Raw genomic sequence first — 19,511 nt, forward strand, 5'->3', positions numbered from 1 at the left:
AAGCGCACACAAAATGACACGAGTAAAAGAAATCATCGGCAGCCTGATGCTGTCCGAGCTGATCAAGGGTCTGGCGCTGACGGGGAAGTACATGTTCTCGCGCAAGATCACGGTGCAGTACCCGGAAGAGAAGACCCCGATGTCGCCACGCTTCCGCGGGCTGCACGCACTGCGCCGCTATCCGAACGGCGAAGAGCGCTGCATCGCCTGCAAGCTGTGCGAGGCCGTGTGCCCCGCGATGGCGATCACCATCGAATCCGACGAGCGTGACGACGGCAGCCGCCGCACCACGCGCTACGACATCGACCTGACCAAGTGCATCTTCTGCGGCTTCTGCGAAGAGTCGTGCCCGGTGGATTCGATCGTCGAAACGCACGTGCTGGAATACCACGGTGAGAAGCGGGGCGACCTGTACTACACCAAGGAAATGCTGCTGGCAGTGGGCGACCGGTACGAGGCGGACATCGCCGCGAACCGCGCCGCCGATGCCGCGTACCGCTGAAAACGATCGGAACCATTCATGACTTTTACAACCGTATTGTTCTACGTGTTCGCGGCGATCATGATCGCCTCCGCGGCACGCGTGATCACGGCGCGCAATCCCGTGACGGCGGCACTGTTCCTGGTGCTGGCCTTCTTCCAGGCGGGCGGCATCTGGCTGCTGCTGAAAGCCGAGTTCCTGGCCATCGTGCTGGTGCTCGTCTACGTGGGCGCCGTGATGGTGCTGTTCCTGTTCGTGGTGATGATGCTCGATATCGACACGGACAAGATGCGCGAAGGCTTCTGGAACTACCTGCCGGTGGCCTCGATCGTCGGCGGCATCATCGTGCTGGAAATGGCATCGGTACTGTGGCGCAGCTTCGGCGTGGGCGATGCGCCCGTGCCGGAAGCGGCCAACACGATCGGCTCCACCAAGGCGCTGGGCCTGCTGATCTACACGAAATACATCTACGCGTTCGAGATCGCCGCCGTGATCCTGCTGCTGGCCATCGTTGCCGCCGTGGCGCTGACGCTGCGCAAGCGCAAGGACCAGAAGTACTTCGATCCGGGCGAGGCCGTACGCGTCAAGCGCAACGACCGCCTGCGTATTGTAAAAATGGATGCGGTCAAGATGGATGCGGTCAAGCCGCAGTCTGCAATCGTTGAAACGAAGGAGGCACCATGACCTTGTCGCTGGCTCATTACCTGGTCCTGGGCGCGATCCTGTTCGCGATCTCGATCGTGGGCATTTTCCTGAACCGCAAGAACGTCATCGTGCTGCTGATGGCCATCGAACTGATGCTGCTGGCAGTGAACATGAACTTCGTGGCCTTCTCCCACTTCCTGGGCGATCCGGCTGGCCAGATCTTCGTGTTCTTCATCCTGACGGTGGCGGCGGCGGAATCGGCCATCGGCCTGGCAATTCTGGTGCTGATGTTCCGTAACCTGGACACCATCAACGTCGAAGACCTGGACAGCCTCAAAGGCTAGTTTTAACCCTCGAATAATAAACAGATAGGTTCATCATGACAGGGCTTAACCCTAACCTTCTCCTCGCCGTTCCCCTCGCGCCGCTGGCGGGGTCCGCGATCGCGGGCCTGCTGGGCACGAAGTTCTTCGGCAACGTGGCCGGCCGCAAGGTCGCCACGGTCGCCACGATCCTGGGCGTGCTGGTCGCGTTCCTGCTGTCCTTCAGCACCTTCCTGCAGGTGCTCGACGGCGCCACCTACAACGGTACCGTGTACCGCTGGATGACGGTCGCCGGCATCAACCTGGAAGTGGGCTTCCAGGTCGACTCGCTGACCGCGATGATGATGTGCGTCGTGACCTTCGTGTCGCTGATGGTGCACATCTACACCATCGGATATATGGCCGAAGACGAGGGCTACAACCGCTTCTTCTCGTACATCTCGCTGTTCACGTTCTCGATGCTGATGCTCGTGATGGCCAATAACTTCCTGCAGCTGTTCTTCGGCTGGGAAGCCGTGGGCCTCGTGTCGTACCTGCTGATCGGTTTCTGGTACACCCGGCCGACCGCCATCTTCGCCAACATGAAGGCCTTCCTGGTCAACCGCGTGGGCGACTTCGGTTTCATCCTCGGCATCGGCCTGATCCTGGCCTACACGGGTTCGATGGACTACCAGACCGTGTTCGCCAAGAAGGACCTGCTGGTGAACGGCATCCTGCCGGGCACGGACTGGATGGTCATCACCGTGGCCTGCATCTGCCTGTTCATCGGCGCGATGGGCAAGTCGGCCCAGTTCCCGCTGCACGTGTGGCTGCCGGACTCGATGGAAGGTCCGACCCCGATCTCCGCACTGATCCACGCGGCAACGATGGTCACGGCCGGCATCTTCATGGTGTCGCGCATGTCGCCGCTGTTCGAACTGTCGGACGTGGCCCTGTCGTTCGTGCTGATCATCGGCTCGATCACGGCGCTGTTCATGGGCTTCCTGGGCATCATCCAGAACGACATCAAGCGCGTCGTCGCGTACTCCACGCTGTCGCAGCTGGGCTACATGACGGTCGCGCTTGGCGCCTCGGCCTACTCGGTTGCCGTGTTCCACCTGATGACGCACGCGTTCTTCAAGGCGCTGCTGTTCCTCGGTGCCGGTTCCGTCATCATCGGCATGCACCACGACCAGGACATCCGCAACATGGGCGGCCTGCGCAAGTACATGCCGATCACGTGGATCACGTCGCTGCTCGGTTCCCTGGCGCTGATCGGTACGCCGTTCTTCTCCGGCTTCTACTCGAAGGATTCGATCATCGAGGCGGTGCACGCCACGCACCTGCCGGGCGCGGGCTTCGCGAACTTCGCGGTGCTGGCCGGCGTGTTCATCACGGCGTTCTACTCGTTCCGCATGTACTTCCGCGTGTTCCATGGTCCGGAAAACTTCGGCAAGGCCCACGCGCATGATCATCACCACCACGATGACCACGCAGTGGCCAAGGCCGCGCACGGCGATCCGCACGCGCTGCACGATTCGGATGCGCACCACGAGGAAGAGGAAGACGATCACGGCCACCACGGCCTGGCACCGGGCGAGAAACCGCACGAGTCGCCGTTCGTCGTCTGGTTCCCGCTCGTCGCACTGGCGATTCCTTCGGTCCTGATCGGTTTCTTCGCGATCGCACCGATGCTGCACGGCTCGTTCTTCGACAACGTGATCTTCGTCGATGCTGCCAAGCACCCGGCCATGCACGAACTGGGCGAAGAGTTCCATGGCGCCGTCGCGATGGCGATCCACGGTCTCACCACCGCACCGTTCTGGCTCGCGCTGGCCGGCGTCGTCGCGTCCTACTACTGCTACATGGTCAACCCGCGCGTCCCGGCCTGGTTCTATGACAAGTTCAAGTTCCTGCACACGCTGCTGGACAACAAGTACTACATGGATGCGTTCAACCAGGCCGTGTTCGCGAAGGGCGCCCGCGTGCTGGGCAACGGCCTGTGGCAGGTGGGCGACCGCACGATCATCGACGGCTTCTTCGTCAACGGCAGCGCGAAGCTGGTGGGCTGGTTCTCGTCGCTGACGCGCCTGGGCCAGACCGGTTACATCTATCACTACGCGTTCGTGATGATCATCGGTATCCTGGGCTTCCTGGTCTACTTCCTGCCGTTCTGGCACGCTTAAGCCACACGCAAAAGAGATAAAAGATGCAGTCAACGTTAAATACTCTTCCTCCTTACCTGAGCCTGTCGATCTGGCTGCCGATCCTGTTCGGCGTCATCATCCTGGCGATCGGCCGCGATTCGCGCGCCGGGCTGGTACGTGTGCTGGCACTGGTCGGTTCCGTCGTGTCGCTGCTGCCCACGATCCCGCTGTTCACGCAGTTCGACAACGCGGCACACGGCGTGCAGTTCGTTGAAAAGGCGGCCTGGATCGAGCGCTTCAACATCTTCTACACGCTGGGCATCGATGGCCTGTCGCTGTGGTTCGTGCCGCTGACGGCGTTCATCACGATCATCGTGGTGATCTCCGCCTGGCAGGTGATCCAGGAACGCGTGGCCCAGTACATGGGCGCCTTCCTGATCCTGTCGGGCCTCATGATCGGCGTGTTCTGCGCGCTGGACGGCCTGCTGTTCTACTTCTTCTTCGAAGCCACGCTGATCCCGATGTACATCATCATCGGTATCTGGGGTGGCGCGAACCGGGTGTACGCGGCGTTCAAGTTCTTCCTGTACACCTTCCTCGGCTCGCTGCTCACGCTCGTCGCGCTGATCTACCTGTACAACAAGTCCGGTACCTGGGACATCCTGGCCTGGCACCAGCTGCCACTGACGATGAACGAGCAGGTCGCCGTGTTCGTGGCCTTCTTCATGGCGTTTGCCGTGAAGGTGCCGATGTTCCCGGTGCACACCTGGCTGCCGGACGTCCACGTGGAAGCGCCGACCGGCGGTTCCGCCGTGCTGGCCGCGATCATGCTGAAGCTGGGCGCCTACGGTTTCCTGCGCTTCTCCCTGCCGATCACGCCGGACGCGTCGCACTACCTGGCGCCCGTCGTCATCGTGCTGTCGCTGATCGCCGTGATCTATGTCGGCCTGGTGGCGATGGTGCAGAAGGACATGAAGAAACTGGTGGCGTACTCCTCGATCGCCCACATGGGCTTCGTCACGCTGGGCTTCTTCATGTTCAACGACATGGGCACCCAGGGCGCGATCATGCAGATGATCTCGCACGGCTTCATCTCCGGCGCGATGTTCCTATGCATCGGCGTGCTGTACGACCGCGCCCACTCGCGCCAGATCGCCGACTACGGCGGTGTCGTCAACAAGATGCCGCGCTTCGCCGCGTTCTTCATCCTGTTCTCGATGGCCAATTGCGGCCTGCCTGCCACCTCCGGTTTCGTGGGCGAATTCATGGTGATCCTGGGTGCCGTGCAGTTCAACTTCGTGACCGGCATCCTGGCCGCGACCGCGCTGATCCTGGGCGCCGCCTACTCGCTGTGGATGGCCAAGCGCGTCATCTTCGGCAAGGTGACGAACCACCACGTGGCCGAGCTGACCGACATCAACGGCCGCGAGTTCTTCATGCTGGGCGTGCTGGCGATCGCGGTACTCGTCATGGGCCTGTGGCCGGCGCCATTCACCGACACGATGCAGACGTCGGTGGCCGACCTGCTGCAGCATGTCGCGCAGACCAAGCTTGCACAATGATTGCAGATAGGACCCACGTTTCATGATTCCGACACCTGATAACAACCTGATCCCGATCTACCCGGAGATCTTCCTGCTGGTCGCCACCTCGGCGATCCTGCTGATCGACATGTTCCTGGCCGAGTCGAAGCGGGGCATCACGTACGTGCTGTCGCTGCTGGCCCTGGCCGGCGCGGCTGCCTTCACGTATGCCGACTTCGCGTCCGGCGCGACGACCTACACGTTCCAGAACATGGTCGTGTCGGACCCGATGGGCAACCTGCTCAAGCTGTTCACGTATCTGACCATCGGCATGACCCTGGTGTATTCGCGCCAGTATTCGCATGACCGCGGCATGCTGGGCGGCGAGCTGGGTGGCGAGTTCTACGTCCTGGCGCTGTTCTCGGGCCTGGGCCAGATGGTCATGATCTCGGCCAACAGCTTCCTGTCCGTGTACCTGGGCCTGGAACTGATGTCGCTGTCGCTGTACGCGCTGGTGGCCCTGCGCCGCAACAGCACCACGTCCACCGAAGCGTCGATGAAGTACTTCGTGCTGGGCGCGCTGGCTTCCGGCTTCCTGCTGTACGGGATGTCGATGCTGTACGGCGCCACGGGCACGCTGGTGATCACCGAGGTGGCTGCCAAGATCGCCGCCGGCACGATCAACCCGACCATCCTGGTGTTCGGCATCGTGTTCCTGGTGGCCGGCCTGGCATTCAAGCTGGGCGCCGTGCCGTTCCACATGTGGGTGCCGGACGTCTACCAGGGGGCGCCGACCGGCGTCACGCTGCTGCTGGGCGGTGCGCCGAAGCTGGCCACGTTCGCCATCTGCATCCGCCTGCTGGTGGAAGGCCTGCTGCCGCTGGCGATCGACTGGCAGCAGATGCTGATGATCCTGGCCGTGCTGTCGCTGATCATCGGTAACGTGACCGCCATCGCGCAGACCAACCTGAAGCGCATGCTGGCTTATTCCACCATCGCGCAGATCGGCTTCGTGCTGCTCGGCCTGATGGCCGGCGTGACGGGCACCGATGCGTCGAACGGTCCGGCCGCCTACAGCGCCGCGATGTACTACACGATCACCTACGTGCTGACGACGCTCGCGACGTTCGGCCTGATCATGGTGCTGTCGCGCGCCGGCTTCGAAGCGGACAACCTGGCCGACTTCCGCGGCCTGGGCAAGCGCTCCGGCTGGTATGCGCTGGTGATGACGGTGCTGATGTTCTCGCTGGCCGGCGTGCCGCCGATGATGGGCTTCGCCGCCAAGTTCGCCGTGCTGCAGACCGTGCTGGCCACCGGCCAGCTGTGGCTGACCGTGTTCGCCGTGATGGCCTCGCTGGTCGGTGCGTTCTACTACCTGCGCGTCGTGAAGACGATGTGGTTCGACGAACCGGTCGACACGGCACCGATCAAGGTCGCCTTCGACAAGAACGTCGTGCTGGCCCTGAACGGCGCGCTGGTCATCGTGCTGGGCGTCGCGCCGGACGCACTGCTCAATGCGTGCCTGCACGCGATGACGCGCACGCTGGCGTCTTAAGCATGATGGAGGCGGGCGGCGCGGCATGGCTGGTGATCCTGCTGGCACTCGTGCTGGCCAACCTGCCGTTCTTCAATGACCGCATCCTCGCCCTGTTTCCGCTGCCCGTCGTCCTGACGGCCAGCGGGGCAGGGGCTTCTCCCGAAACGCCTCCCCGCAAGCCTTTCCTTTTGCGCCTGCTCGAACTGGTGCTGCTGTACTTTGCCGTCGGCGCAGTCGGCATGCTGCTGGAAGGCCGCATCGGCACCGTGTTCCCGCAGACGTGGGAGTTCTACGCCATCACCGGCTGCATGTTCCTGGTCTTCGCCTTTCCCGGCTTCGTGGTGCGCTATCTTCGGAAGCACTGAGGCGCAAGCGCTGAGCACAGTAATCGGGTGCGCGCTGCTACACTGTCGCTTTGACGACAACAGGAGTGGGCATGAGCAATGACGCGCATCTGCGGGAAGACAAGGTCGATGGCGGTGTCGCCTACGATGGCAGCTTCCTGAAGATCCACCGGGACCACGTGCGCCTGCCGAACGGGAAGATCACCAGCCGCGAATACATCCGCCATCCGGGCGCCGTGGCGATCCTGCCCGTGCTGGACGACGGCCGCATCCTGCTGGAGCGCCAGTTCCGCTACCCGAACGACCGGGTGTTCATCGAATTCCCGGCCGGGAAGATCGACGCGGGCGAGGATCCGTTCGAGAGCGCCAAGCGGGAGCTGGAAGAGGAAACCGGCTACACGGCCAGCGAGTGGCACTTCGTCACCACCATCCACAACGCCATCGCCTATTCGGACGAGCACCTGGACCTGTACCTGGCACGCGGCCTGAAGGCAGGCGAAGCAAAGCTCGATGAAGGCGAATTCGTCGAATGCTTCACGGCCACGCTCGACGAGGCACTGGCCTGGGTGCGCAACGGCGAGATCTCCGACGTGAAGACGATCATCGGGATCTTCTGGCTCGACAAGCTGCGCTCCGGAGTGTGGACGCCGGAATGAACCACGGGCCGGCCGCGCTGCTGCTGTGCTGCGCGTGGGGTGCGGCCGGCGCCGCTTTTTCGGCGCCGGCGTCCTCCGAACCGAAACGCACGGCATTCCAGATCCGCTGCGAGGATTCGATCGCCAAGACCGTCTCCGTGCTGTCGGCCAAGCAGAACGGCTTTTCCGTCAACACGCAGCTGTCGTACAAGATGCTGACGGCAATGAAGGGCGTGGCGCGCGCCAACCAGTATGTGCTGGGGCTGACGCGCACCGAGTCGATCGTGCAGATCGGCCTGGGCGGCGCGATGCTGCAGGACACGGCCACGGGGTACGAGTGCATCGCACCGCAGATCAAGGTGCAGCTCACGTATGCGCCCGTGAAGGTCTATGTCGGCAACGAGTTCCCGGCCGGGACCTGCGGGTACAAGGAGATCCTGGCCCACGAAATGCGCCACATGCAGACCTATATGGACAGCCTGCCGCGCGTCGAGAAGACCGTCAACGCGGCGCTGGCGAAGCGCTTCGGCGGCAAGCCCCTGTACGCGCCGGTCGGCACCGCGCGCTCGGCGCTGGCCTTCGAACTGGACAGCGGCTGGCTGCCGTTCATCAAGGCCGAGATGGCCAAGGTGGAAGCCCTGCAGGCGCAGATCGATACGCCGGCCGAATACGCGCGGCTGTCGAAGGTGTGCAGTGGCGAGATCCAGAAGATCCTGATCAGGACGCGTGCCGGACGCTGATGCGACGAAAAACCATGAACGCAACACCACAATATTTTGCCTTGATCCCGGCCGCCGGCGTCGGTGCCCGCATGGCGGCCGGTTGTCCGAAGCAGTACCTGCCCCTGCTGGGCAGGCCGATGCTGGGGCATACGGTGGACGCCTTCCTGCGCTGCCGCCACATCGCGCACACCTATGTCGTCGTGAGTGCCGGCGATGCCTACATCGATGATGTGCTGCCCGCGCAGACGCCCGGCATGACGGTGCTGCGCTGCGGCGGCGCGACGCGGATGGAATCGATCCGCAACGGCCTGCGGCTGATCGCAGCGGACATCGACCCGCAGGACCGCGTGCTCGTGCACGATGCCGCGCGGCCCGGCCTGACGCCGGCGCTGATCGACACGCTGATCGATGCGGCCGGCACCGACCCGGCCGGCGGCCTGCTGGCACTCCCAGTGGTCGACACGGTCAAGACCACGCGGGGCGGCAGCGTCGCCACCACGCCGCGCGACGGCCTGTGGCTGGCGCAGACGCCGCAGATGTTTCCGTATGCGCTGCTGCTGCGCGCGCTGGAAGAGGCGCCCGATCCTGCAGCGATCACGGACGACGCCAGCGCCGTCGAGATGCTGGGCTTCTCGCCGCGGCTCGTCGAAGGCCATCCCCGCAACCTGAAGGTCACGCTGCCCGGCGATGTGCGCATCGCCGAGATGTACCTCACCATGGACTCCGTATGACGAATTCTTCCTCTCCTTCTTCTTCCATCAAGCTGCCGTACCGGATCGGCCAGGGCTACGACAGCCACCGCCTGGTCGAAGGCCGCAAGCTGATCCTCGGCGGCGTCGAGATCCCGCATGCGAAAGGCCTCGACGGCCACTCCGATGCGGATGCGCTGCTGCACGCCGTGACGGATGCGATCCTGGGCGCGGCCGCGCTGGGCGACATCGGCCGCCACTTTCCCGACACGGCCGTGGAATTCAAGGGCGCCGATTCGCGGGTGCTGCTGCGCGTGGCGGCAGAGCGCGTGAAAGCAACGGGCTACGACATCGGCAATGTCGATGCGACGATCATCGCGCAGCGGCCGAAAATGGCGCCGCATATCGCCACCATGGTGGCGCATATCGCCGCGGACCTGGGCGTCGATCCCGGCCAGGTGAATGTGAAGGCGAAGACCAACGAGAAGATGGGCTACCTGGGCCGCGAGGAGGGCATCAACGCGGAGGCCGTGGCGCTGCTGGTGCTGCGCGGCGCCTGACATGGGCCGCGATCTTTCCGCCTACCGCGAAGTGGCCATCGAGTCGTACGACGATGGCGGCGCAGTGCGCATGCGGCCCGTGGTGGGGCAGGCCTATCACCCGCACCTGCGCGTGCAGTGCGCGCGCGCCTTCGTGCTCGACTACCCGGCCGGCACGCGCTTCCTCGTGCACGCCAAGCTGACGGACCGGCTGGGCGGGCCGCCGTTTTTATACGTGTATCACGGCGATCAGGTGGTGGTGCTCACCCCGGCGCAGACGAAGAAGTTCCTGGCGGAGTTCCGGCGCGGGAGGATCTGAGCGGCGGCGCCGGTGCGCGTCGGTGTCCGACATCCTTGCCGCCATGGTGCAGGTCGTGGCCCCACGCCTGAGCCGGGAAGGGTGCCGGACACCGGTGCGGATGCTTCGGCGGATGCTTCGGCGGATGATTCAGCGGATGATTCAGCGAGAGCCGGTGACCGACACCATTCCCGGTTGAGGCTAGTGGGTGGAATGCCGGTCGTGGCGGGAATGGTGCCAGAAACTACCGGCTGGGGTGCCGTCAGCCGGCGGGCCGCAGCGGAAAGGCCACGCGGAACACCACGTGCGGGTCTTCGTGGCGGTACTCGATCGTGCCGCCGTGGCCCTGCACCACCTTCTCGGCGATGTACAGGCCCAGGCCCATGCCGGTGCGGTTCGACGTGCTCTGCAGCGCCATGCGCTTGAACGGGTTGAACAGCTGGGCGGCCAGTTCCGGCGCGATCGCCGCGCCTTCGTTACGCACTTCCAGCACCACCCGGCCGTCTTCCGCCCGCAGCGAGACGAGGATCGGATGGCCGCCGGCGCCATGATGGCGCGCGTTGCTGAGCAGGTTGCTGATCACCTGCGCCATCCGGTCCGGATCGGCGCTCCCGGTCACGCCGGGTGCGATGTCGGCCTGGTAGTTCGAGCCGGGATGCGCCATGCGGGTTTCATCGAGCAGGTCGTCGACCATCTTCGACAGGTCCACCTCGACCTTGCGCATGGTGAGGCCCAGGCCGCTGTCGAGGCGGCTCATGTCCAGCACCTGGCTGATCAGCCGCTGCATGCGGCCGCTGGAGCGCTCGATGCGCTGGCCCAGCTTCTGCGGCTGGGCGCCATGCTGCAGCACGGTGGCGGCCATCGAGATCGACTGCAGCGGATCGCGCAGGTCGTGGCCCAGCATCGCCAGCAGCTGCATGCGCGCCCGTTCCACTTCGGCATGGCGCGCCATGCTGGCGCGGTGCATCTCGCCCAGCAGCTGCTCGGCCACCAGCTGGCGCGCGTCGTCCCATGGCACGGCCTTGTCGTGCACCGATTCCACCCACTCCTCGAACGAACCGCGCGGCGACAGGCGGTGGCCCAGCGGCCCGGTCTTGAGCAGCTTTTCCGGCTTTCCCGCCCACCGCACCGTTTCCACCTGTTCCTTCCGCATCGCCAGCAGCCAGCCGGCGGTGGCAGGGTCGAAGTGCAGCGCCAGCATGCCGACCCACGGGCCGATGCGTTCCTGCAGTTCGGACGGCCACTGCTTGCGGTCGCAGCGCTGCAGCATTTCCTCGCCATCGGGCGGCAGGCTGGCGACGATCGCGGCTGCGAGGTCTCCGCCGATGTCGCCATGCGTGGTGACCTTGCCCTGCTGCGCGAACACCAGCGCATCGGCATCCAGGCTGCCGGCCAGGTCGGCCGCATGGCGCTCCAGCGCGGACATCACATCGTCCTCGTGCAGCAGCGTTTCGATCAGGTGCGTGCGCACGGCGGCGGCCTGCTCGGCCAGCGCCATGTGCGCCTTCGCGTCGATGCTCTGGACGACGGCCGCCAGCACCTGGGCCACCACGTCGCAGGCCATGCGCACGGAATAGGGCACGCGCAGCGGCGCCATGTGGTGGCAGGCCAGCAGGCCCCACAGCTTGCCGTTGACGACGATCGACACGCTCATCGACGCGCCCACGCCCATGTTCTGCAGGTACTCGACGTGGATCGGCGACACGCTGCGCAGTACCGCGTGGCTCATGTCCAGCGGCGGATCGCCCGCCACGCCCAGCACCGGCACCGGCGCGTAGCCGATGTCCGCGATCAGGCGCAGCGTGTTGATGGCGTACAGGCGGCGCGCCTGCGCCGGGATGTCGCTGGCCGGATAACGCATTTCGAGCAGGGGCTTCAGGTCGATGCGGCGGCTTTCGGCCACCACGTCGCCGCTGTCGTCGTGACGGAAGCGGTAGGCCATCACGCGGTCGAAGCCCGTGATCGCGCGGATCTGGTCGACGGCATGGCGCAGCAGCGCGGCGATCGACTTCTGGCGGCGCAGGCGCTCGATGGCGGCGTGCGCCTTCAGCGCGAACGCGGCCAGTTCGTCGGCAGCCACGTGGCGCAGCTCGAATTCGGCAATGACGCGGCCGCCATTGCCATGCACCACGCAGTCGAACGTGTAGCCGTTCAGCTGCGTCTCGATGCCGGTGGGCGTGGCGGTGGTGTCGGCCAGTTCCTCCAGGCAGTCGTGCAGCTGGGCCGTCACTTCGCTGTCGAACTTCAGGCGGTCGTACGGCGTGCCGAGGACGGGCGTGAAACCCAGCAGCTCGGGCACGTTGGCGCTCCAGGCGCGCAGCAGGCCGTCCGGCGCGAACGCCAGCAGCGCGCCATGCGGCTGCACCAGGCCGGGGATGTGGATCGGTTCGTCCGCGCAGTTGTCCAGGCCGACCGGGCCGGCCGTGTCCTGCGGGGTGATGGTGCCCGCGCTCATGCCGCGGCCCGTTCCGGCGCGGCGGCGCGGCGCAGGTCCAGCAGGCTGTCGAATGCGTCGCACGCACCCTGGCAGGCTTGCGCGATGGCTGCCTCGTCCTGCACGTTCGCGCGCAGCAGGCGCATGAACTGCTGCCAGCGCGGGCCGGGCGGCACGCCGTTCGCATGCAGGTAGCGCAGCGGATGGGGGGCCAGCTGCGCATGCAGGCGGCGGTGCAGCACGGCGCCGCCAAGGCGCGAACCTTCGATCACGTAAGCGACGCCCCAGCGGTAGGCGGATGCACCGGAACCCTGCCACGCGGCCGCCTGCGCGAGCGGCGCGGCTGCCGGCGGGAGGTCGGCGAGGTCGGCATCGATGGATGGCAGGTGGGGATCGGCGGCCAGCAGCGCCGGATCCTGCGGACCGTCGGTGAAACCGGCCTCCCACGCCTCGATCGGCGCCAGCCAGCTGCGCAGCAGCGCCAGGTGCTCGCGGTAATCCGCCAGCGTGACCGCGGGGCGGGCCAGGGGCATGCCCTGGTCCAGTTCCGCATGCCGGTCCGCCGTGGCGATGCGCAGGGCGGCGAGGATGTCCGTGGGGTCGATGGTCATCGTGACATTGTACAGGTCACTTGACCTCCCCGTCGTCCGCTTCGTCGTCGTCGTTGCCGTCGGTGCCACGCTGCCGGTCCGCATCGGCGCGCTCCTGCAGGCGTGCCGCACCGCCCATGAAATCGTCCACGCTGTGATCGGTGCTGGCGCGCAGCGATGGCGGCAGCAGCACGGCCATGTAGGGCTCGTCAGCCACGTGGCCCTTCAGTTCCAGGTTGCTCATCAAAACCAGCCCCGTGCCCAGGCCCAGCAGCACGCCGCAGCCGGCCAGCATGCGGCGCGGCCGCAGGTGTGGCCGGATGGTGCGGACATGGAAGTACACCATGCCGCACACGATCAGCAGCACGACCAGGTTGCCGTAGCGCGTGAAGATCTCGGCCGACCAGGCATAGGCCAGCACCGTCGACAGCACGCGCCAGGCGCCGATGGCGATCAGGCCGGCGCCCAGGATGAACAGGTGGCGGCCCATGCGCGCATGGCTGCCGAACAGGCGGTTGACGAGCGCCCAGATACCGCTCCACGCCAGGCCCGCGGCCAGGCCGGAAGCGATCGTCAGCAGATAGCGGATGGCCTGGAACGAGGCGGTGTCCGTCAGCGCCTCCTCGACGCCGATGAACAGCGCCACCAGCGCCATGCCGGCCAGCGCCGGTGCGCCGCCTTCCCACGCATGCATGGTGGTGTCGGTGAGCTCCGGCGCGACGGGGAAGCCCGCATCGCGCACGCGCAGCCGGGTGTGGCCGAGGCGCACGACGGTGCTGCCGTCCAGTGCTGCCGTCTGCTCCCGCCGGCCATGCAGCACGATGCCGTTCTGGCTGCCCAGGTCGCGCAGTTGCAGGGCGCCGTCCGCATCGGCTTCCAGCACCGCGTGGTGCGGCGCCGCGTGGGCGTCGTCGAGCACGAAGTCATTGTCGTAGGCGCGCCCGATCGTCACGGGCAGCGTGGCGCAGCGCTGGCGCGCGATCACGTCGCCATTGCGCGCCAGGATCTCGATGAAGTAGTGCGCCGTCATTTGGCGTCGCCCGTGCGCGCCAGCGCTTCGAGGAAGGCGCGTGCCGAGCGCATGCCGTTGTCGTACGAGACGCCGCGCGCATCGAGCCGGCTTTGCAGGTTCATCAGGCTGTCGTCCGTGCTGGCCGTGAGCAGGGAGAAGTCGTACAGGCCGGCGAACTTGCGGTAGGCGCGCACGCACAGCACGGCGCGCATCGACAGCGTGCCGTTCTTCACGAACTGCTCGGTGCACTGGGGCGCCGTCATGCGCGTGTCCTTGTAGCTGCCGAACGACTCGTTCCGGAACGAGTCGGAAGACAGCCGCGCGAACCGCACCGCATCGAGGCCGGTGCTGCGCAGGAACTGGTGGCGGATCGCCACCTGGCCCGTCTGCAGCGCATTCGACACGAACACGGCGGATTCCATCGAGCACGCGGTGGTGTCGACGGCGTATGGCTTCTTCTCGCGCGTGGCCTGGGCGCTCGACTCGCCCCAGCAGCGCATCTGTTCCGTCTCGCGCACCGGCACTTCGTAGGGGCCCATCGCCTTCTGCGTGAGGGGGCCTGCAAGCAGCTGGTCCACCATCGCCTTCTGGTGCGCCAGCAGCTGGCGCGTGACGACGGCCGTGAAGTCCTTCGGCGCTGCGGCGCGCGCTGCCGCCACCTGCTGCAGCAGCTGCTGCGCATAGCGGATCGGCACGAGGAAGCTGACCAGTTCTCCGTCCAGTCGCTTCGACACATTCACGCCGGCCACTTCGCCGTCCGCCGTCACGCTCGGGCCGCCGCTCATGCCCGCGTTGATGGGGCCCGTGAACATCAGCTGGTCGTAGAAGCTGCGCGTGATGACGCCGTTGTAGGCGCCCTCGGAAATGGCGAAGCCCAGGTCGAGTGGATTGCCCAGCGAGTACAGGTACTGGCCCTGCGTGAGCCCGGCATCGCCTTCCGGCAGCTTGAAGAAGCCGGTGCCGTAGCGGTTGACGCGCACCACGGCCAGGTCGTGCAGGACGTCGACGGCCAGCAGCTCGATATTGCCGCGCTGGCCGGCCGTGTCGACCCATTCGCCCGTGTAGGTCTCCGGGTCGAGCGCGAACTGCGAGACCACGTGGTAGTTCGTCAGCACCAGGTTCGAGGTGCCGACCAGGAAGCCGGAGCCGACCGAGGACTGGGTGCGGCCGGCCTTGAGCAGCGAGCGCACCTGCAGCAGGTCGCCCTTGGCGGCGGCGTACACTTTCTGGGCGGCGGAGGAGGGCGGCTTGAGGGGCGCTTCGCCTTCGGGCCGCTGCGCGGGTGCCGTGGTGGCGGCTGGCTTGCCCTGCTGCTGGTCCGGCAGTTTCGCTGCCGGCGGGGCGGCGGGCGGAGCAGCCGGCGGCGCGGCGGCGGCGGCGCCGCAGGTCAACGACAATCCAAGTTGTACGGAAGTGGCAAGCCGGCGCAGTTTCATGCAGTCCTTCGATTCAGCGGTACTGTGGTCCGGCGGACAGTGTACCTCAGGAATTGCGGGCTGCAAGGGGCGGCGGGCGTGGCCGTTACGTTTGCTTACGCTTGCGAAGACGGGGGAATCGTTACTGCTCGCCGTCGCTGGTGGCGGTGGCCACGACGGGCGTCATCATGTGGCCCAGCTTGAGCGCCTTGGTGTTCAGGTAGTGCTGGTTGAAGACGTTGCGGTTCACCAGCAGCGGCACGCGGTCCGCCACGGGGATGCCGAGCTTTTCCATCGCGGCGATCTTGCGCGGGTTGTTCGTCATCAGGCGCAGGCTCTGCACGCCGAACTGGTGCAGCATCGGCGCCACCAGTTCATAGTTGCGCTGGTCCGGCTTGAAGCCCAGCTGCTCGTTGGCCTGCACCGTATCGGCACCGGCCTCCTGCAATCGGTAGGCGCGCATCTTGTTCAGGAGGCCGATGCCGCGGCCTTCCTGGCGCAGGTACAGCAGCACGCCGCGGCCCTCGGCGGCGATGCGCTGCAGCGCGCCTTCCAGCTGGGCGCCGCAGTCGCAGCGCTGCGAGAACAGCACGTCGCCCGTCAGGCACTCGCTGTGCACGCGCGCCAGCACCGGTGCGCCGTCGCCGATCTCGCCCAGCACCATCGCCAGGTGCTCCTTGCCGGTCGAATGCTCGACGAACGCGTGCAGCGTGAACTCCGCCCACGGGGTGGGCAGCGCGCACGAGGTCACGTATTCGAGATCATCGGCGGCCGAGGTGGTCTCCAATGCGGTGGCGGGAATTTCTGCGGCGGGCTGCATGACAGTGTTCTTTCTAATAACCGAAGCCCCTCATGATAGCAAATATTGCGCTTTCGGCCCGGGGCCTCCAACGGCCGAGCCTGTGTCCACCCTGGGGTCAGACCCCGACATGGACACAGGCTCGGCCATGGCGCAGTTACTGCGGCAGGTCGAAGACCAGCACTTCGGCGGCTTCGGCATTGGTCAGCGCGACCTGCGTTTCGCGGCTCAGCTTCAGGGCGTCGCCACCTTTCAGCGGGGTGCCGTTGACGCTCACCGTGCCGCGGATCACGTGGACATAGGCCAGGCGCTCCTCATCGAGCACATGGGTGGCGCTGTCGCCTTCGTTCAGCAGCGTGGCGTAGATCGCCGCGTCCTGGTGGATGGTGACGGAGCCATCGCGGCCATCCTGCGACGCGACCAGCCGCAGCTTGCCCTGTTTCGAGGCGGGCGAGAAGTGCTTTTCCTCGTAGCCCGGCGCGATGCCGGCGGCCGATGGCTGGATCCAGATCTGCAGGAAGTGCACGCGCTCGGTGTCCGAGTGGTTGAACTCGCTGTGGCGCACGCCGGTGCCGGCCGTCATGCGCTGCACGTCGCCATAGCGCAGGACGGAGCCGTTGCCCATGCTGTCCTTGTGCTCCAGCGCGCCTTCCAGCACATACGAGATGATCTCCATGTCGCGGTGGCCGTGCGTGCCGAAACCCTGGCCCGGCATCACCTTGTCCTCGTTGATCACCAGGAGCGGGCCGAAGCCGGTGTGGCGCGGGTCGTGGTAATGACCGAACGAGAAGGTGTGGCGGGAATCGAGCCAGCCATGGTTGGCAACACCGCGTTCTTCGCTGCGACGGACTTCTTGCATGATAAGCTCCTTTGATTGTTGGCGATTTCGAACACCGGGTTTTGATGTTCGCGTCTCGGATGAAAAGAGTATAGGCCCCTGTTCGCCAATCAAAAAACGGAAAATTTACCCTTCAATTATCGAAAACTTCGACAATGCTCAGACTTAGCCTGGAAGCCCTGCAGATCGTGGATGCCATCGACCGCCGCGGCTCGTTTTCCGCCGCCGGCAAGGAGCTGCACCGCGTGCCCTCGACCATCTCGTACACCGTCGGCAAGCTGGAGGACGATCTCGGCGTGCAGGTCTTCGAACGCAACGGCCCCCGTGTCGAACTGACGAAGGCCGGCCGCGAGCTGCTGAAGGAAGGCCGCTACCTGCTCAAGGCGGCGCAGGACCTGGAGCACCGCGTGCGGCGCGTCGCCTCGGGCTGGGAAACGGAGCTGGCCCTCGGCCACGACTCCATGTTTTCCAGCATCGCCTTTGCGGACGACATCCGTGCCTTCTACGACGTCGCGCAGCAGACCCGCCTGCGCATCGTGCGCGAGGCGCTGTCCGGCACCTGGGAAGCGCTGCTGGACCGGCGCGCCGACCTGGTGATCGGCGCGCCGGGCGACGGTCCGGCCGGCGGCGGCTACGTCTCCGAGCCGATCGGCACCTTGCGCTGGATCTTCGCGGTGGCGCCATCGCACCCGCTGGCCGCCATCGACCGCCGCCTGGGACGGGCCGACCTGCAGCAGCACCGCGCCGTGGCGATGGCCGATTCGGCACGCCAGAGCGCCCCGCGCACCGTCGGCCTGCTGCTGGGGCAGGATGTGCTGACCGTGCCGGACATGGCCGCCAAGATGCAGTACCAGATAGCCGGCCTGGGCTTCGGCTTCCTGCCCGAACCGGGCGCGCGCGCCGCGATCGCCGCCGGCCTGCTGGTCGAGAAGGAGGTCGACGAGCCGAAGCCGGACGAGACCTTCCACCTGGCCTGGCGCACGGGCGAGACGGGCGCCGCGCTGCAGTGGTGGCTGGCGCGCCTGCGGCAGCATCCGCCGTTCGAGCAGCTGTGCCGGCATATGTCGGGCAGCTAACCAGTGGCTCCAGCCAAGCGGCCATCCGTGGCCCTTCAAAGGAGCCATCCGGTAGCCCAGAATGTGCCCACCAACCACCAGGGACGCCATGCACTTTCTTACACACCAGCCCGTGTCAACTTCGGGGTCAGGCACCAGACAGGACACGGACCCGGCAATGGGGCGCGCCATAGTCGTGGCCGGGCCCGTGTCAACTTGCGTGACTGACCCCGAAGTTGACACGACCTCGGCCGTCATCGCGGGAGCGCGGCCATGAAGCGCAGCGACGGCATGCAGCTGGTGCTGGTGGCGGCCGTGTGGGGCGCGTCGTACCTGTTCATCCGCATCGCGGCGCCGGCGTTCGGGCCGGTGGCGATGGCCGGGGCGCGGGCGCTGCTGGCGGCGGCAATGATGGCGCCCCTGCTGCTGTGGCGCGGCCTGGTGGGCGAGACGCTGCGGCACTGGAAGGGCATCACGCTGGTGGGCGTGACGAACGTGACGCTGCCATTCCTGCTGTTCAATTACGCCGCGCTCGTCATTCCGGCCGGGCTGTCGGCGATCCTGGCCTCGACCACGCCGCTGTTTGCCGCACTGGTGGGGGTGATGTGGCTGGGTGAACGTCTCACCATGGGGCGCATGGCGGGACTGGCGATCGGCTTCGGTGGCGTGGTGCTGCTGGTGGCGGACAAGATCCACCTGCAGCAGGGTGCACTCTGGCCGACGCTGGCCGCGGCCTGGGCCTGCCTGTGTGCCACGCTGCTGTACGGCTTCACGGGCAATTTCACGCGCCGCTACCTGGCGGCCGTGTCGCCGGTCGCCGTGGCGGCGGGCAGCCAGGTGGTGGCCGCGGTACTGCTGTTCGTACCGATGCTGCTGGCCTGGCCGGACGCGCCGCCCTCCACGCGCGCCTGGTCCGCGCTGCTGGCGCTGTGCGCGCTATGCACCACCTTCATCTACGTGGTGTTCTACGGCCTGATCGCGCGGCTGGGCGCCAGCCGGGCCATGAGTTCGCTGTTCCTGATTCCCCCGTTCGGCGTGCTGTGGGGCGGCCTGTTCCTGGGCGAACGATTCACGCTGCGGATGGGCGCCAGCTGCGCCGTGATCCTGCTGGGCTGCGCGCTCACCACGGGGCTGCTGCGGCTGCGCACGCCGGGGAGCGTGAAGCTCGAGACGTGACAGGCGCCGCCGCCCAGTGTGTGGAGTCTGCCCCGACTTACCAGCCTCCGGTGACAGCGCCAATGACAGGCGCCGTCACCATTGCGTGTGGAATCGCCGCGCTCCGTCATCCCTAGCGGCATTCCACAGCCTCCGGTGACAGCGCCAATGACAGGCGCCGTCACCATTGCGTGTGGAATCGCCGCAGTCCGTCATCCCTAACGCGCGGCATTCCACTGCCGCCGGTGACATCGCTCCCCGCTCCGGAGTTTGCGGCCTAGCTGCCCAGGCCCGAAGCCGGGCCTCCAGGATATGCTACAGCGCCTGGTGACCACGCCAATGAAAAGCCGC

20 protein-coding genes are annotated in these 19,511 nt (G+C 66.2%); 14 read left to right on the top strand and 6 right to left on the bottom strand.

All coding sequences use genetic code 11. The features are described from left to right. Positions 1-13 precede the first annotated feature (13 nt). The 12 genes from nuoI (at position 14) to IP91_RS11760 (ending at position 9,883) form a co-directional block, all read left to right on the top strand. Positions 14-502 (top strand): NADH-quinone oxidoreductase subunit NuoI, encoded by a 489-nt coding sequence (gene nuoI / locus IP91_RS11705; RefSeq protein ID WP_145649134.1) that lies wholly within the window; start codon positions 14-16, stop codon positions 500-502. 18 nt (positions 503-520) lie between these two features. Next, a complete protein-coding gene (locus tag IP91_RS11710) occupies positions 521-1,165 on the top strand; it encodes an NADH-quinone oxidoreductase subunit J (protein ID WP_145649135.1) in 645 nt (214 codons plus the stop codon). Then, positions 1,162-1,470, top strand: coding sequence for an NADH-quinone oxidoreductase subunit NuoK (gene nuoK / locus IP91_RS11715; protein WP_145649136.1), 309 nt, complete (start codon positions 1,162-1,164; stop codon positions 1,468-1,470). The genes IP91_RS11710 and nuoK overlap by 4 nt, the downstream gene beginning before the upstream one ends. A 35-nt stretch (positions 1,471-1,505) precedes the next feature. Further along, entirely contained in the window at positions 1,506-3,614 is a 2,109-nt protein-coding gene (gene nuoL / locus IP91_RS11720) for an NADH-quinone oxidoreductase subunit L (RefSeq protein WP_145649137.1), read from the top strand. Positions 3,615-3,637: 23 nt separating this feature from the next. Then, positions 3,638-5,137, top strand: a complete 1,500-nt coding sequence (locus IP91_RS11725) for an NADH-quinone oxidoreductase subunit M (protein WP_145649138.1) — start codon at positions 3,638-3,640, stop codon at positions 5,135-5,137. Between the two features lie 22 nt (positions 5,138-5,159). Continuing rightward, positions 5,160-6,653 carry an NADH-quinone oxidoreductase subunit NuoN gene (gene nuoN / locus IP91_RS11730; RefSeq protein ID WP_145649139.1) on the top strand — a complete coding sequence of 498 codons (1,494 nt, stop codon included), beginning with the start codon at positions 5,160-5,162 and terminating at the stop codon, positions 6,651-6,653. A 5-nt stretch (positions 6,654-6,658) separates the two neighbouring features. Then, positions 6,659-7,000, top strand: coding sequence for a DUF2818 family protein (locus tag IP91_RS11735; protein WP_145649300.1), 342 nt, complete (start codon positions 6,659-6,661; stop codon positions 6,998-7,000). Between the two features lie 71 nt (positions 7,001-7,071). Further along, positions 7,072-7,635 carry an NUDIX domain-containing protein gene (locus IP91_RS11740; protein WP_145649140.1) on the top strand — a complete coding sequence of 188 codons (564 nt, stop codon included), beginning with the start codon at positions 7,072-7,074 and terminating at the stop codon, positions 7,633-7,635. Next, positions 7,632-8,354 carry a hypothetical protein gene (locus IP91_RS11745; RefSeq protein ID WP_145649141.1) on the top strand — a complete coding sequence of 241 codons (723 nt, stop codon included), beginning with the start codon at positions 7,632-7,634 and terminating at the stop codon, positions 8,352-8,354. Before IP91_RS11740 ends, IP91_RS11745 begins: the two co-directional genes overlap by 4 nt. A gap of 14 nt (positions 8,355-8,368) precedes the next feature. Continuing rightward, complete coding sequence (ispD, locus tag IP91_RS11750) at positions 8,369-9,067, top strand: 2-C-methyl-D-erythritol 4-phosphate cytidylyltransferase (RefSeq protein ID WP_145649142.1); 699 nt, start codon at positions 8,369-8,371, stop codon at positions 9,065-9,067. Continuing rightward, entirely contained in the window at positions 9,064-9,585 is a 522-nt protein-coding gene (ispF, locus tag IP91_RS11755) for a 2-C-methyl-D-erythritol 2,4-cyclodiphosphate synthase (protein ID WP_145649143.1), read from the top strand. The genes ispD and ispF overlap by 4 nt, the downstream gene beginning before the upstream one ends. 1 nt (position 9,586) lies before the next feature. Beyond that, positions 9,587-9,883 carry a hypothetical protein gene (locus IP91_RS11760; protein ID WP_145649144.1) on the top strand — a complete coding sequence of 99 codons (297 nt, stop codon included), beginning with the start codon at positions 9,587-9,589 and terminating at the stop codon, positions 9,881-9,883. A gap of 241 nt (positions 9,884-10,124) precedes the next feature. Here IP91_RS11760 and IP91_RS11765 read toward each other — a convergent pair whose 3' ends face one another. The 6 genes from IP91_RS11765 to IP91_RS11790 form a co-directional block, all read right to left on the bottom strand. Then, positions 10,125-12,317, bottom strand: coding sequence for an ATP-binding protein (locus IP91_RS11765; protein ID WP_199754575.1), 2,193 nt, complete (start codon positions 12,315-12,317; stop codon positions 10,125-10,127). Beyond that, a complete protein-coding gene (locus IP91_RS11770) occupies positions 12,314-12,907 on the bottom strand; it encodes a biliverdin-producing heme oxygenase (RefSeq protein WP_145649145.1) in 594 nt (197 codons plus the stop codon). The genes IP91_RS11765 and IP91_RS11770 overlap by 4 nt, the downstream gene beginning before the upstream one ends. Before the next feature lie 16 nt (positions 12,908-12,923). Further along, a complete protein-coding gene (locus IP91_RS11775; protein ID WP_145649146.1) occupies positions 12,924-13,916 on the bottom strand; it encodes an FHA domain-containing protein in 993 nt (330 codons plus the stop codon). Next, positions 13,913-15,334 (bottom strand): S1 family peptidase, encoded by a 1,422-nt coding sequence (locus IP91_RS11780; protein WP_145649147.1) that lies wholly within the window; start codon positions 15,332-15,334, stop codon positions 13,913-13,915. Before IP91_RS11780 ends, IP91_RS11775 begins: the two co-directional genes overlap by 4 nt. Positions 15,335-15,455: 121 nt before the next feature. Beyond that, positions 15,456-16,133 carry a GTP cyclohydrolase II gene (gene ribA, locus IP91_RS11785; RefSeq protein WP_145649148.1) on the bottom strand — a complete coding sequence of 226 codons (678 nt, stop codon included), beginning with the start codon at positions 16,131-16,133 and terminating at the stop codon, positions 15,456-15,458. Positions 16,134-16,269: 136 nt separating this feature from the next. Continuing rightward, entirely contained in the window at positions 16,270-16,971 is a 702-nt protein-coding gene (locus IP91_RS11790) for a pirin family protein (RefSeq protein WP_145649149.1), read from the bottom strand. Between the two features lie 134 nt (positions 16,972-17,105). Here IP91_RS11790 and IP91_RS11795 point away from each other — a divergent pair, with 134 nt between their 5' ends. Beyond that, positions 17,106-18,026, top strand: coding sequence for a LysR substrate-binding domain-containing protein (locus IP91_RS11795; RefSeq protein WP_145649150.1), 921 nt, complete (start codon positions 17,106-17,108; stop codon positions 18,024-18,026). 252 nt (positions 18,027-18,278) lie between these two features. Next, positions 18,279-19,181 (top strand): DMT family transporter, encoded by a 903-nt coding sequence (locus IP91_RS11800; RefSeq protein ID WP_145649151.1) that lies wholly within the window; start codon positions 18,279-18,281, stop codon positions 19,179-19,181. Positions 19,182-19,511 lie beyond the last annotated feature (330 nt).

Source organism: Pseudoduganella lurida, from assembly GCF_007830455.1.
GTDB lineage: Bacteria > Pseudomonadota > Gammaproteobacteria > Burkholderiales > Burkholderiaceae_D > Rugamonas > Rugamonas lurida.